This is a genomic window from Enterobacter cloacae complex sp. 382A5, assembly GCF_050031095.1.
In the GTDB taxonomy this organism is placed as follows: domain Bacteria; phylum Pseudomonadota; class Gammaproteobacteria; order Enterobacterales; family Enterobacteriaceae; genus Enterobacter; species Enterobacter cloacae.
In genome coordinates, this window is the sequence record NZ_JBLGVK010000001.1 from 3,513,854 (window position 1) to 3,526,997 (window position 13,144).

Consider the following 13,144-nt stretch of genomic DNA (forward strand, 5'->3'; position numbering starts at 1 on the left):
TCTCTAGTGATAAATTCAGTAACATGAACAGTTCTACAGCCAGGCAAATTTGTTTGCCAGCAAACCATCAAAAGCTTATGTTTTCTTCTTAGCAAATCCACAGCCACAGAACGCTTCCAGTCCAGACATGGAAACATACCCGAAATTAATGATGCAGCAGGTTCAATCACTCTCTCTGATATTAACCCGCGAAGCGAACGAGTTAACCCAGGCTCAGTGTGAAGTCATACTCAATGGCGAAAGCACGGGTATTCTCATTCCCGGGCACATACTGGAAGCCGTGGTTCAGGTTAATGACCAGCGTTATATCCTGTTTCTGACAGACGATGTCATTTTCGAGGAATCGTTGACCATTGCCCTTATCGACGTGCATGACGGGCTTAAAGAAATTGTTCGTTTAGGTAATGAATACTCGACAGGAAGTTTTGCTGATCTCCAGATCACTGACGATAGCGTGAAGTTCAGGTTTATTGGGGATTATATCTGGACAGTGGAAGTATCAGATTCACCTCGCTTGCGCCTCCCTTTTATTTCCGACCCGAAAGGCGTTAAACGGAAGTCAGGCCTGAAAAAATACATAGCAATTTCTGCAACTCCCTCGCCGGAAAACATCAGTTGAAGCCATTATTTAACAGAATACTCACCTTAACTGACGTAGAGCTGATCGCCCGCGTCCCCGTCTGGCACGCCTTATCAGAACTTTTTTCCGGGCGTGAACTCCAGGAGTATGACTATCAATGGATGGCAGAGGTGCTGAAAAAATCCGGATTAAACCGGGAAGAGATCTTCAGAATTGTGGATGAGGAAGTCGCCCCTGCTCTACAGGCTAACCTGCTTTACAACCCAACGCCGGTGATGGACGGTTGGTCAGAAAAAGACATCAAACGGCTTGTGACAGCGTATTTGAACAGAAAGCCGACAATTATCGAACGCATCATTCCGGCCCGGGTACTTTTAAAACAACGGCGCAAACACATCAGCAAGGAACTTAACAGGCTATCCGCTGAGCTTGATAACGGCTTGTCATAAGTTATAAAGCGAGATGATGACCAAAGAACGTTAATAGCACAGGCCTTCCCGCAAAAACAAAAGCCCGCACACCTCAGGCATGCGGGCTTTTTTATACCAGCAAGGTCACCCTTACTCGGCGACCACAAACCCCGGCAGATCGGCATCGAAGTAGTTGTGATACATATTCATCACCTCGGGATTACGGAAGCTGTAGGTTTTCAGCAGCCAGCGTTTTTCCGCTGAGTATGGATCTCTCACCTGGATGATTTCCCGGTTGTGTAAAGAGTCCTGATTGGCGAAGGAGAACAGGTCGCCTTTGTTAATAGCAACGCGGCCTTTTGCCGCTTTGGTGATGGCCACCTTAAGGTCAATTAATGCTTTGATCGCCTCTGCTGGCGCATCCGGAGAATACGTTGTGCGTGTGTCGTAGTAACGGAAAGTATGAATATTCTCCAGGATCGGATGCAGCTCAGAATCAATCTGGCTGGCGTTCGAGTCGCGAGAGTATTCATCAAAAGGGGTAATAAAAAGTGGCTTTCGTAACCACTCCTGGGATTCAGCCTTCAAATTATCCAGAATCGCTTTACCGTCCAGGTAGCCGGTAAAAATCAGGTTTTCTTCGCTGCAACGCATGCCTAATAAACTGAGAAAATCAGCACGTACCGGGTGAGCGGTGCGATCGTTGTGGTAATAAAGTTCGCCGTCCGTTTTTTGCGTTTGTGTGTTGCTGTATTTTTTGTCGGCATAAACATCATGGAAAAAATCACCGTTGTTGCGCGTACGGTAGGCCAGTAACGGTGAGTCGGTGAGCTGAGCGAACAGCTCCAGCAGCGCCTCTCCTACAAAGGTGAGCTTTTTGGCGTACTTATCGTTAACGGGATTGGACTGATCAAATTCTGGAATGATGGTGTCGAGTGGTACGTTTTTTAATAAATGCGCGTTAATGCCTTGATCCTTGCGCTCTTGCCTGACGCGCTCACAGGCCTGAACAAAAAAAGTGGGCACCAGACCATTTTCAATGAGTTCGGTGATGGACTGCTTGAAGAGTTTGTAGTCTGTATACGGGCTGATGGTGACACGGCTGATAAGTTTTGATAGCTCATCTTTTTGAAGATCGTTAAACTCTAGCTGGGTGATCATAGTTTGATTGCCTTATGTACGCTCAAAACAGACGCTGCACCCTGAGAAAGTAAGGCGTCTTGTTTTGAGTCTTATGGTTGTATTGGATTAAATCTTTCCTGTTTGCCTTGCGTAAGCGAACAAGCCACCGGCGGCGACAATGTTCGCAAGTTCCCCTACCGGAGCGGTTTTCAGAATCCCATCAGCAGTACCAATCTGATGAGCGTCTAAATCGATTTCAATGGTATCCCCCGTTTTCAGCGCACGGATATCACTGCCTTCATTCAGCGTGACGGGCATGATTTGCCCCGTGGATACACAGTTGCGGAAAAATATGCGGGCGAACGACTGGGCGACGACGGCCTTCACACCGGATGCTCCCAGAGCCACCACCGCATGCTCGCGTGATGAGCCACAGCCGAAATTTTTCCCGGCCACAATAAAGTCATAACCGGCTCGCTGCGTCTGCGGGTTAATAAACGGCAGCGCCCCTTCCGGCAGTCCGCACATGGCGAGCGTTGCCAGCTCTTCACGCCCCTCGGCAGAGGCCGGGTTAATTTTCAAATATTCAGCCGTTAATATCTGGTCGGTATCGATATTGTCGCCTAACACATAAACTGTACCGCGCATTACGTTATTAATAGTCATTAGTTAAGTACCGTTCTGGATTAGTAATAAAACCGGCCACTGCCGCAGCAGCCACTGCATAAGGAGAGGCCAGATAAATCATCGCGCCTTTATTTCCCATCCGCCCCACAAAGTTACGGTTGGTGGTGGAGATCACGCTTATCGGATCCCTGACTCTCCCAAAGGTGTCCGCTGGCCCGCCGCAGCAAGCTGCGCAGCCGGGTTCAGAAGATAATTTAACGCCAGCCCGGGTCAGAATTTCATACACGGATCGGCCCTTCACCTGGGTGGTGATCAGATTATGAAAAACCTCTTTGGTCGCGGGAACGGCGTAGGTTGGGATGGCCACCTTGCGCTGCCACAGTATTTCCGCAGCAGCGATAAAATCATCCGTTTTACCGCCCGTGCAGGAGCCAATATAGGCTTGCGAAATGGCAATATTTTCCAGCTGTGTCACTGCCACCACATTATCCGGTGAGTGTGGCCGCGCAATCACGCTGGTTAATGCTGAGACGTCAATATCAATCGTGCGGACGTAATGCGCATTTTCATCAGGCGTCACCACGGAATACGGGACGGTGGTTCTGGTCGCCAGGTAATCCAGCGTGGCCTGATTTGGCACCATAATGCCGTTTTTAGCCCCGCACTCCACAACCATATTGCACATCGTCATTCGCTCTTCGACCGATAATTCATCGATGACGTTGCCGGTAAATTCGATGGCATTATAGGTCGCCCCTTCCACGCCCAGCTCTTTCATTAACACCAGAATTAAATCTTTCGCCTGAACGCTTTTCGCTTTTTTACCGTAGTAATTCACTTTTATGGTGGCGGGAACCATCAACGGGATCTCCCCCGTACCCAGGGCGTACGCCCCGTCGGTGATCCCCACGCCAATGGCGAAGGTGCCAAAGGCCCCGGCGGTCACGGTGTGAGAATCGGTCCCCAACAACACCTCTCCCGGCCGGGTGTGTCCCCCTTCCGCCAGGCCGATATGACACACGCCTTTATAGTCCGGGGTGCCCACATCATAAAAATGGGTAATATTTTGCGCTTTTGCGAATTCCCGCATTACCCGAATATTTTGATTTGCCTGCGGGTCGGCGGAATAAACAAAGTGGTCAGGGATCATAATAAAACGATCCGGGTTCCAGACTTTTGCCTCTTCACCAAATTCTTTTTTAAATACGCTGGCGACGCCAGGCGTGCAGGGATCGTGGGACATTAATACATCAACATTCACGAAAAGAACTTCACCCGGTGAAACATGCGATCTCTTGCTGGCTCTGGCGATTATTTTTTCGGTTAACGTCATCCCCGGCTTTATATTTACCGACGCATAATCATCAGTTTCGTGAATATTCATTTTTCTCTCCTCTTTATCTGATGGGGAAATTACACCGTACAGAGGAGGGGCTTTCAACGGGAATCCGTTATTCGTCAGATTAGTTTCATTTTGCGTATGAATTGTTCCTCAGGTGGAACTGTGCTCCCCGCTGCGCAAATTCTTTAAGTAAAGCAGTGCAGATATGCATACCACCAGAATATAGATCAGGCAGAAGATCAGCATCAGCGTGGAAAAGTCCCGGCTCACCAGCAGCCACGCCCCAACGGCCAGTAAAAAGGCATTGGCCAGCCCGAAATCACGCTCCATGCGCCCGAACACGCGCATACGTTCATCCGGGGTATTGGCAGAGAGATCGAGATTAGCAAGCGTGACGGGCCGGATCGTCCCGGAGCCAAACCCCAGCAGCACCAGCGCCAGCAGCCCGGAGACAAAATAGTCCATGCCTCTCGCTGCAAGCCATTCATTGCTGGCAAAAAGCCCCAGCGCCGCCGTCATAAAAAGGCTTGTCGTCGCCAGTAACGCCGTTACCCCAAACCGTGCGATAAACGGCCCGGCTATTTTGATCGCTCCCCAGGACGAGAGCGTAAAGCAGCTCAGCACGGCACCGAAAAGCAGCGGGTCGACATTCACCATAATAAAGTAGAACGGGATAAAGCCGATGAACGGCGCCAGCGTAAAAGCGCGTGAAATGGAATAGAACAGCATCCAGAAGAGCTGGTCCCCTCTGGGCGAAAAAGAGACCCGCTCAACAGGCCGGGCAGGTTCGGGCTCTGCCTCCTGCACGCGAATCAACGCCACGCACCCGGAGGAGAGAACGCTCACCACAATGGCGGCGATAAACGGCCACTGGGGGTTATAGTCAAACAGAATACTCCCCAGCGACCCGGCGATCAGGGTGGCAATAAACATCCCACTTTGCGACGTGGTCTGGATCTGCATAAACCGGTGCTGGTCGCCTGCGGTGAGCTGGCGCAGCAGGGCCGCATCCGTGGTCAGCGCAATGGTAAATCCCGCGCCGCCAAGCAGCTGCGACACCATCAGCAGAGAGAGGTTAACCTCACTTTGCCGGGTGCTCCAGAGCATCAGCGCCATTCCCAGCGCCTTCATCAGTTCGCCTGCAATCACCGTCTGTCTGGGTGACAAAAAGCGCAGCAGCCAACCGGGTATGCCGCTGCTGAAGGTGCTGGTCAATCCATACAGCGCCAGCAGGAAAATAATCCGGTACATCCCCATGTCTATTGTCCAGAAATAGAGCAGCAAGACGGGAAGATGGAAATAGCAACGGGAAATAATACGGTAGGCCAGGAACAGGCCATGGTTGCCAGACCCGGGATGTAACCGGCGCGTCGTCATGACGCCAGCATCGCCATAATATCCATATCTCCCGCACGAAGGATTTTAATCTCCTTCTCCAGTAACGAGACGATGGTGCTGGAGACCGTTGTCACCGGACGCTGGGCTGCGGGCAGAATATAGCCCACACGGTCGCCAAACGTCTGGCGGGCGGCATCAATGTCGATCAGGCAGTCAGACTCCACGCCGGAAAGATTGGCAGAACTCATCCCCAGCGGGCGGCCAAACAGCGCAATCACCTCTCGCAACACGCTCTGATGATTGCACACCAGAGAGATGGATTCCGGCTTCAGATACGGGTTCTGCGGCACATTGTCCGATGCCGGAACCACCACATTCAGCGCACCGGGCATGGCATCAATCAGTTTGTCGAGCGCAGCGCGGTGCTGGACCTTATCGACGGCGATGTAATCCCATGCCTGCGCCGGTTCCGCGACGAAAAGCGTCAGCGGTTTCTGTCGTTCGCGTTTTTTGAGATCGTAAATTTTCTGGCAGGCGTCAATGTTCCACGGGTCTGCCGCCAGGGCGTAATTCGTGTCCGTGGGGACCAGAACCACCTCGCCGCGCTTCAGGGCGGCGACCGTATTATGTATATGCTGCATCTCTTTTCCTGTTTAAATGTTGACGGTTACGCTACGGCCCGCGAGGCAGAAACTGGCGGGATCCGGCACGTCTTTCCAGTCGATATCGATATGTGCAGTCAGCACTTTCACGGGCAACTGCCGGCGCGCGATTTCAGGCGGGGGCTGTACGTCCCTCTCCCCTACCGCCACGCGTCCACTCCCTGCGCGGAGGGTTCTTATCGTTCCTTTCCAGCGCGTGGCGGATGCGGTGGTCAGACGCACCGTTACCGCCATCCCCGGGCGCAGACTGCCGGCGTCAGCCTCATCAAAAAACGCCTCTACCCAGCGGGTGCGGCAATCCAGAATGCGCACAATCGGGGTGCCGTTCTGGACGCTCGCACCACTCTCCTCCGTCACGTCCCAGATCACGCCGTCCGTGCTGCTGTTGAGCGCCGCCTGCTGACGGGAGTGAAGGAGCGCAGCGACTTCCTGAATGCTTTGCGTCGTCGCCTGCTTGCGGGCAATCAGCTGTAGCTTCTCCTGCTGCATATTCTCGATTGTGAGCGACATATCGCGCTGATTCTGCTGTGGCGCATCCAGCGTTCTTGGCCCTGTCAGCTGAAGGCCGGATTTGGCGGCATTCACGTCCAGTAAACGCTGACGCAGCTCGGCTGCTTTCGCCTCCTGGCTGGCCTGCAACACCCGCGTGTTGTTTTTACGCTCTTCATACTCCATGCGGCTGATGAAACGCTGCTGGTAGAGATTTTCATAGCGCTGAAGCTGCTGTCGGGAGAAGGCGGTTTGCGCCGTAATCGCGCTCAACTCCTCCTTCAGTTGCACAAACGTGGCAGCCGATTGTTTCTCACCTAACTGCTGCTGCATCCTGCTCTCGGCGAGGTACTGCTGCCGCTGCTGCTGATAAACCTGCAGTCGTTGATCGATCCCCGAAATTTGCTTGTCGAGTTCAGCAAGCTGGATCTCCAGCGCGCTGCGCTGGGCCACCAGGCCGGGGATCTGGTCGTTCGCCTGCGTGGTGACCACATTTCCCAGCGATTGCCGGGCACGGACCGCCTGTCCCGGCGCGATGTTCTTCGCCAGCACCAGCTGTCCCGGCAGCGGGGAGAGCACCGTGGATATTCGGCCATTGATAAAGGCCTCCTTGCTGGAGACCCCCATTCCCGCAAAAAACAGCAGAACAATGACCACCAGCACGCCACCCGCCACGCCCCATTTGAGCAGGCTATACCGGGCGAAAACCGCTCTGATTCGGTTAATCACGCACGCCTCATTAACGCTTATACAGCGTGACGACGCTGGCTTTCTCAAGGGTATGCATGTTGATGAGGAAACGTATCACCGCGTTTGGCAGATCCGGCGTCACGCCCAGGTCATCGCAGCTCAGGGCGTGCAGGGTGAAGATATAGCGGTGCGGAATGTCGCCCTCTGGCGGGCAGCAACCGCCGTAGCCAGGCGCACCAAAATCGGAGCTGGCGTGTTTGATGTCGGGTGTGTTCGCCGGATTTCCCGCGCCTGCCGCAAGCCCGGTCAGGCTGGCAGGAATGTTATACGCCACCCAGTGCCAGAAACCGCTGCCCGTTGGCGCATCAGGATCGTACGCGGTTACGGCAAAACTTTTGGTTCCCTGCGGGACATTTTCCCAGGACAAGGCGGGCGAGACATTATCGCCATTCCCCCCAAAATTATGATATTCGTTCGCTTTGGAGAGAAAAGCGTAGTCACTTAAACCTGCAATAGATACTTTCATAGCGTTAACCTCTGTTTAAAAATCGGTATTTACCGGTGGGTTGTTCTATTGGTAACCGATTGAAAGCAAAACCGGTAACAGAATTAACCAACCCGGCATATTGCCCAGGAATAACGCGATATTGTTCCAACACTGAAACAATGCGGTGAAAATTTCTCTGCTGATTGCGAAGCCTCTTATTACACGACATCCTTTCCCTAAATTTATGACACCAGTGCGGTGCAGGGAGAATTGAATGATGAATAAGAAAGTCGCGTGGAATGGTCAGGTTCAGCCGGAAGCGATTAACGTATTATCGGCTGAAGGCGGAATGATTGTTTGCCCTACGAAAGTGGGTTATATCATTATGACCTCAGATAAAGAGGGTCTTGAGAGAAAATTCGAAGCCAAACAGCGAAACCGTAATAAACCCGGCGTGGTATTGTGCGGCAGTATGGAACAGCTGAAATCGCTGGCGGAGATGAACCCGGAAATCGAGGCATTTTATCAGGCCCACTGGGATGCAGACGTATTACTGGGCTGTATTTTACCGTGGCGAGAAGATGCCATCGCCAGATTACCCGATAACGGCCTCAAAGAGCTGATGATGGACGGCAGAAAAACCAGCTGCTTCGTGATTAAATTTGGCAAACCCGGCGAAATGATTGCTAAAGAGCTGTGGGAAAATCATCAGAAATTCTCTTTTGCCAGCTCGGCGAATCCGTCAGGAAAAGGCAACCGCGGCATGGTGGAATTCATTGGGGAACGCATCGAATCGCGTGCAGACTTAATTATTTGTGCCAACGAGTACGTTAAGTCTATTCAGCCTGATGAAACCCAGGAGAGTCGCTATGAACAAGGCGTGATGGTGTCCATGGTGGACAGCGAAGGGAAACTGGTCCCTGAACAGGGTAGTGCCAGAAAAGTAACCCCTTGCCCGGTATTAATTCGCAAAGGTCTCGACGTGAATAAAATTATTAATTTCATGTCCGCCCAGTTTAATACCTGGGACTATCGCCACGGCGATTACTATTAATTTTTGGGTTTAACCGCGTCACAGGGATATCGATAATCATGTCATTTATAGACAAGGCCATTACCGTATTGCGTAATAGCGGGATCATCCTGATCCCTACCGATACCCACTTTGCCCTGGCAGCCGATCCTTACAGCCCGGATGCCGTGGAAAAATTGACGCTGTTAAAAAGATCGCCCTGTACCAGAGAGATGACGTTTTGCTTCTGCGAACTGGCGGACATATGGGAATGGGTGGATGTCAGCCCGTGGCAAAGAAGCAAAATTGAAATGCTCAGCCGGGCCTGCTGGCCCGGCACCCTTAAAATCAGCCTGCGAAAGAAACAGCGCGCCGATTTTCTTCCCGGCGCAGGCGATATTCTCCCGGTCGTCTGCGTGAAAAACAGTCAGATGCGAACCATCATCAGCCGGTTAGGCAGGCCGCTGGTGGTGATCCCGGCAGGGTATCCGCAGGATGAGGGCGATCTTGTCAGTTTTACGCTCGCCCGGGAAGATATGGGAGATTGTGTCGATCTGGTTGTCCCGTCCAACTGCAAAAACCCCAGCCGTACCGCCACCACGCATATCTCTTTGCTGGATGACAAAGTCTCGATCCTGCGTCATGGCGAGCTGGATATCAGTAGCCTGCTTTGACCTCGGCCCCGGCGATCAGCTGCTGAAGTTCGTCGCTAAAGCGTTTAATGCCTGAGGTCATCGTGTTTTTATTTTTGGACAGTAGCCACACTTTATATTCATCCATCTGCCAGCCGGGTAAAAGCCGGACCAGTTTCCCGGTGGCGAGACTTTCTCGCGCAATGTAATTGGGCAAGTAAGCAATGCCGAGGCCGGAAAGCGCCATGCTGATCAGCGCCACGCTGTTGTTGCTTCTGAAGCGGCTATGAACGTCAATATTGACCTTCTGTTTCTCTTTTCTGAACGGCAGCGAAACCGTACGCGCCACACCGCGAAACAGAATGTAGTTGTGGGCCGGGAGATCGCCCGGCGTCAGAACAGGACGCATCCGGGCGATACAGTCAGGGGTGGCATAAAGCCCCCACTGGATGGAGCATAAAAATTTGGTGTGCTCATGGGTTGGTGTGTCCTGCGCCACAATGATAGAGAGATCGTACTGGCTCTCTTTGATATCCACCGCTTTATCCGATAAATCGAGATCGACGTTGGCCATAATATTTCGTTCTAAGTATGCATTTAATGCTGGCACAACATACTCTTTTCCGAACGTCACCGGGGCAAGTATTTTTATTGTCCCCGCCGGCTCCTCATAATAATCCCGTATAAAGCGTTCTGCGGCGCGCAGTTCATTCAATATTTTGAAGCAGTGCTGATAGTAGCTCAGCCCCAGCTCCGTAATCTCTATTTTCCGGGTGGTGCGCTTAAGCAGCATTGCACCAATACGTTTTTCCAGCGTTGAAATATCCCGGCTAACTGATGACTTCGACATTCCCAAAGAGAGTGCGGCCTCGGTGAAGCTCAGGGTTTCGACGACACGCGCGAAAACCACCATCGGAATTAAATTCTCGATTTTTTCCATTCTACAATCTGCACCAGGTCAGCAAACATCACCCGATAATTAGTGGCAAAAGTCCTTGCTATCGTCAAGTGAAAATTTTCCAGCATTGTCGTTCTGCCCCGGTTCGATAATAACTCCGCAGCGCCGCACGGCTATTTTTCACCGCGTAACAAGAATATATTTTCTTCGAAAAATGGGTTAACTCAGAGAGTGAATATCCACGCACTAAAAGAAAAATATCTGGTTTTTTATGCTTTATTTATTGCTTCTGAATACGAATTAAAAATTTAAATCCGCTGATTTCCCTCTAGCATAACGACTCAGGGTGAATGTTACGAGAGGGTTAACCGTGAGTGAATGCATAGTTTCAGGAACACAGTGGGGGGCACAAAACCCCATCCGCGAGGACGATCTTGCGGCAAGGATCGATGCCTTACCGGCTTCCGCCGGACTTTGGCGATTCATCGCCTTGCTGTCCCTTGGCGGTTTTTTTGAGCTTTACGATCTGTTTCAGACAGGCTACATCAGCGCCGGTCTCATTGCTGATGGCATCTTCCACACCGGCCAGCAGGGCGTGTTCGGTATGGCCGACCAGGCCGCGTTTGCGTCCGCAACTTTTCTGGGGCTTTTTATCGGTGCCAGCCTGCTCAGCCCCTATGCTGATCGCATTGGCCGACGCGCGACCTTTATGTATGCCCTGCTCTGGTACGGGCTGTTCTCCCTCGTCATGGCGTTTCAGCATCAGGCAGAATGGGTGATCTTTTTTCGTTTTATGGTAGGCATCGGCCTCGGCGTTGAACTGGTCACCATTGATACCTATCTGACAGAGTGGGTACCTGCTCACCTTCGCACCCGCGCCTTTGCTTTCGCCTTTTTCATTCAATTTCTCTCGGTTCCTGCCGTCGCGCTGATGTCATGGTGGCTGGTGCCGCAGATGTGGTTTGGCCTGAGCGGATGGCGGTTCGTGGTGATCGCTGGCGCGCTGGCGTCCATCATTATCTGGCTGGTGCGCAAGGGGCTGCCGGAATCTCCGCGCTGGCTGCTGCAGCAAAAGCGCTTTCATGAGGTGAGAACCGTCATGCAGGAGATGGAGAAGCGCTGCGGCAGCGGCGAACAGGCGGATTTCCCTCTCCGCGCCGGGCAGCACAACGAACAGAGTTCACTCAAGGGCAGGTTTAAAGATATCTGGTCTCCGCGCTACCGTGGCCGGGTTGCGATGCTGGTGGTGATGAATATCTTTCAGGCGATTGGCTTTTTTGGCTTCGGAAACTGGCTGCCCGCCCTGCTGTCCGGCAGCGGGACATCCGTCACGCACAGTTTGTTATACGCCTTTTTCATCACGCTGGCCTATCCTCTCGGCGCGCTTATCTGCAGCCGCTATGCCGATCGGATGGAAAATAAATGGCAAATCGTCTTGTCCTGTCTGACCACGGTCATCTTTGGTTCGCTGTTTGCGTTTCAGAGCAACCCACTGCTGCTCATTGCCTGCGGCTTTTTTATTACCTGGTCCAATGCCTGGCTGACTTACAGTTACCACTCCTATCAGTCAGAGATTTTCCCCACCCGAATCCGGGCGCGAGCGGTCGGCTTTTGTTACTCCTTTAGCCGTTTATCCACCGTCTTCAGCAGTATAATTATCGGTCTGATACTGCAATATAGCGGCTCAACGGCGGTCATTGCCTTTATTGTGATCAGTATGCTGATTGTTATGCTCACCATTGGTATTTTTGGTCCCAACACGCGCGGTATCGACCTGGAAAATATTTAATCACGGTGACTAATAAAATGCCGTCTCACGCCGAGTGAGCGGCATTTATGATTATTTTGGCTGCCCCGGAGATAATAGCGCCGTTATGGCCTCCACCCTTTTACAGTTTTTTCCTAAAGCCGCTTCGCTTTGTCTGTGACATGCTGAATCACGCTCATAACCGATAACGTAAATGAGGATATTATGAAAAAAACAATTATCGCATTGTCTGCCATTCTGCTGGCTTCTCCAGTATTTGCTGCGACCACACATGCAACTGATGATACCGTCGCCGCGGCGAACGCTAACGCCAACGAAGCGAAGCAAAAACTGCACGAAGAGCAGAACAAAGGTGAAGAGCTGAAGCTGAAACAGAAACATGCTGCAGAAGGTAAAAGCGAAAGCTTTGGTAGCAAGGTCAGCGAAGACTCACAGAAAGTCTGGCACAAAACCAAAGAAGGCACCGAGAAGGGTTGGGACGCCACCAAAGAAGGTGCTGAGAAAGGCTGGAACAAAACCAAAGAAGGTGCCAGCGAGCTGGAAAAAAAAGTCACTGAGTAACCGTCACACAGATAAAAAGGCCGCCTGCGCGGCCTTTTTTATTGCCTCAAATAAAGCCAGGCGTATTTTACCCCTCACCATTCTATTAAATATCGCCTGCTAGCAGAAAATTTAACCCTGTAAAAGAATATTTATAAAATGCGAATAAATATAATATATCTTACATCAAAAACATTACCCTATCTTAAACCGCAATTAAGCAACCATAAACAATCAATGCCAGAATACGATTAAAATCATCACCTACCAATTATTTTCCCGCGGCGAAAATGCATAAAAAACCGACTCATCAAAAATGAACTAATCGCAAACAATCAATGGCTTACAAATTTTAAATTATAAACAAAATCTATAAAGCAATGCCCTCTTCACATCCTTGCGCCATGTTTACTAAAGCTTAATTTGCATATCCAGACTTTTCTGACTATATCATTTTTATACCGTCCCGGATTAATTCCTCTATTAAACACAAGGTTATATAAAAGACAAAATCACATTGTTGATAGTTTTTCTCAAATAAATAGAT

14 protein-coding genes are annotated in these 13,144 nt (G+C 51.2%); 6 read left to right on the forward strand and 8 right to left on the reverse strand.

Annotation, left to right across the window (positions count from 1 at the left end; genetic code table 11):
- The first annotated feature begins 49 nt into the window (after nt 1–49).
- Nucleotides 50–619: a hypothetical protein gene (locus tag ACQG2G_RS16525; RefSeq protein ID WP_248078631.1), complete on the forward strand. Its 570-nt coding sequence runs from the start codon at nt 50–52 to the stop codon at nt 617–619.
- Nucleotides 616–1,029, forward strand: a complete 414-nt coding sequence (locus ACQG2G_RS16530; protein ID WP_248078633.1) for a DUF7079 family protein — start codon at nt 616–618, stop codon at nt 1,027–1,029. The genes ACQG2G_RS16525 and ACQG2G_RS16530 overlap by 4 nt, the downstream gene beginning before the upstream one ends.
- Nucleotides 1,030–1,140: 111 nt before the next feature.
- Here ACQG2G_RS16530 and ACQG2G_RS16535 read toward each other — a convergent pair whose 3' ends face one another.
- The 7 genes from ACQG2G_RS16535 to ACQG2G_RS16565 form a co-directional block, all read right to left on the reverse strand.
- Nucleotides 1,141–2,151, reverse strand: a complete 1,011-nt coding sequence (locus ACQG2G_RS16535; protein WP_013098374.1) for a TauD/TfdA family dioxygenase — start codon at nt 2,149–2,151, stop codon at nt 1,141–1,143.
- Nucleotides 2,152–2,238: 87 nt separating this feature from the next.
- On the reverse strand, nt 2,239–2,778 hold the full coding sequence (locus ACQG2G_RS16540; RefSeq protein ID WP_061772504.1) for a 3-isopropylmalate dehydratase: 540 nt from the start codon (nt 2,776–2,778) through the stop codon (nt 2,239–2,241).
- Nucleotides 2,768–4,123 (reverse strand): 3-isopropylmalate dehydratase large subunit, encoded by a 1,356-nt coding sequence (locus tag ACQG2G_RS16545; RefSeq protein ID WP_061772503.1) that lies wholly within the window; start codon nt 4,121–4,123, stop codon nt 2,768–2,770. The genes ACQG2G_RS16540 and ACQG2G_RS16545 overlap by 11 nt, the downstream gene beginning before the upstream one ends.
- 108 nt (nt 4,124–4,231) lie before the next feature.
- Nucleotides 4,232–5,458, reverse strand: a complete 1,227-nt coding sequence (locus ACQG2G_RS16550; protein ID WP_061772502.1) for an MFS transporter — start codon at nt 5,456–5,458, stop codon at nt 4,232–4,234.
- Nucleotides 5,455–6,060 carry an L-threonylcarbamoyladenylate synthase gene (locus tag ACQG2G_RS16555; RefSeq protein ID WP_061772501.1) on the reverse strand — a complete coding sequence of 202 codons (606 nt, stop codon included), beginning with the start codon at nt 6,058–6,060 and terminating at the stop codon, nt 5,455–5,457. The genes ACQG2G_RS16550 and ACQG2G_RS16555 overlap by 4 nt, the downstream gene beginning before the upstream one ends.
- Nucleotides 6,061–6,072: 12 nt before the next feature.
- On the reverse strand, nt 6,073–7,299 hold the full coding sequence (locus ACQG2G_RS16560; protein WP_061772500.1) for an HlyD family secretion protein: 1,227 nt from the start codon (nt 7,297–7,299) through the stop codon (nt 6,073–6,075).
- Nucleotides 7,300–7,309: 10 nt separating this feature from the next.
- Nucleotides 7,310–7,786 carry a YbhB/YbcL family Raf kinase inhibitor-like protein gene (locus ACQG2G_RS16565; RefSeq protein ID WP_013098380.1) on the reverse strand — a complete coding sequence of 159 codons (477 nt, stop codon included), beginning with the start codon at nt 7,784–7,786 and terminating at the stop codon, nt 7,310–7,312.
- Nucleotides 7,787–8,021: 235 nt separating this feature from the next.
- Here ACQG2G_RS16565 and ACQG2G_RS16570 point away from each other — a divergent pair, with 235 nt between their 5' ends.
- Both ACQG2G_RS16570 and ACQG2G_RS16575 read left to right on the forward strand, forming a co-directional pair.
- Nucleotides 8,022–8,801 carry an L-threonylcarbamoyladenylate synthase gene (locus ACQG2G_RS16570; RefSeq protein WP_023620864.1) on the forward strand — a complete coding sequence of 260 codons (780 nt, stop codon included), beginning with the start codon at nt 8,022–8,024 and terminating at the stop codon, nt 8,799–8,801.
- 38 nt (nt 8,802–8,839) lie between these two features.
- Nucleotides 8,840–9,433 (forward strand): L-threonylcarbamoyladenylate synthase, encoded by a 594-nt coding sequence (locus tag ACQG2G_RS16575; protein WP_013098382.1) that lies wholly within the window; start codon nt 8,840–8,842, stop codon nt 9,431–9,433.
- On the opposite strand, the gene ACQG2G_RS16580 is transcribed toward ACQG2G_RS16575, so the two are convergent.
- Nucleotides 9,417–10,331: a LysR family transcriptional regulator gene (locus ACQG2G_RS16580; RefSeq protein ID WP_013098383.1), complete on the reverse strand. Its 915-nt coding sequence runs from the start codon at nt 10,329–10,331 to the stop codon at nt 9,417–9,419. The genes ACQG2G_RS16575 and ACQG2G_RS16580 overlap by 17 nt on opposite strands.
- Before the next feature lie 340 nt (nt 10,332–10,671).
- Between ACQG2G_RS16580 and ACQG2G_RS16585 the strand changes: the two genes are divergently transcribed.
- Nucleotides 10,672–12,078, forward strand: a complete 1,407-nt coding sequence (locus tag ACQG2G_RS16585) for an MFS transporter (RefSeq protein ID WP_080453193.1) — start codon at nt 10,672–10,674, stop codon at nt 12,076–12,078.
- Nucleotides 12,079–12,261: 183 nt separating this feature from the next.
- Nucleotides 12,262–12,618 (forward strand): hypothetical protein, encoded by a 357-nt coding sequence (locus tag ACQG2G_RS16590; protein WP_013098385.1) that lies wholly within the window; start codon nt 12,262–12,264, stop codon nt 12,616–12,618.
- Nucleotides 12,619–13,144 lie beyond the last annotated feature (526 nt).

Excerpts from the sequence above, each read along its gene's own strand:
- ACQG2G_RS16535 (WP_013098374.1), bottom strand. The coding sequence starts at position 2,151 with ATGATCACCCAGCTAGAGTTTAACGATCTTCAAAAAGATGAGCTATCA.
- ACQG2G_RS16540 (WP_061772504.1), bottom strand. The coding sequence starts at position 2,778 with ATGACTATTAATAACGTAATGCGCGGTACAGTTTATGTGTTAGGCGAC.
- ACQG2G_RS16545 (WP_061772503.1), bottom strand. The coding sequence starts at position 4,123 with ATGAATATTCACGAAACTGATGATTATGCGTCGGTAAATATAAAGCCG.
- ACQG2G_RS16550 (WP_061772502.1), bottom strand. The coding sequence starts at position 5,458 with ATGACGACGCGCCGGTTACATCCCGGGTCTGGCAACCATGGCCTGTTC.
- ACQG2G_RS16555 (WP_061772501.1), bottom strand. The coding sequence starts at position 6,060 with ATGCAGCATATACATAATACGGTCGCCGCCCTGAAGCGCGGCGAGGTG.
- ACQG2G_RS16565 (WP_013098380.1), bottom strand. The coding sequence starts at position 7,786 with ATGAAAGTATCTATTGCAGGTTTAAGTGACTACGCTTTTCTCTCCAAA.
- ACQG2G_RS16570 (WP_023620864.1), top strand. The coding sequence starts at position 8,022 with ATGATGAATAAGAAAGTCGCGTGGAATGGTCAGGTTCAGCCGGAAGCG.
- ACQG2G_RS16575 (WP_013098382.1), top strand. The coding sequence starts at position 8,840 with ATGTCATTTATAGACAAGGCCATTACCGTATTGCGTAATAGCGGGATC.
- ACQG2G_RS16580 (WP_013098383.1), bottom strand. The coding sequence starts at position 10,331 with ATGGAAAAAATCGAGAATTTAATTCCGATGGTGGTTTTCGCGCGTGTC.
- ACQG2G_RS16590 (WP_013098385.1), top strand. The coding sequence starts at position 12,262 with ATGAAAAAAACAATTATCGCATTGTCTGCCATTCTGCTGGCTTCTCCA.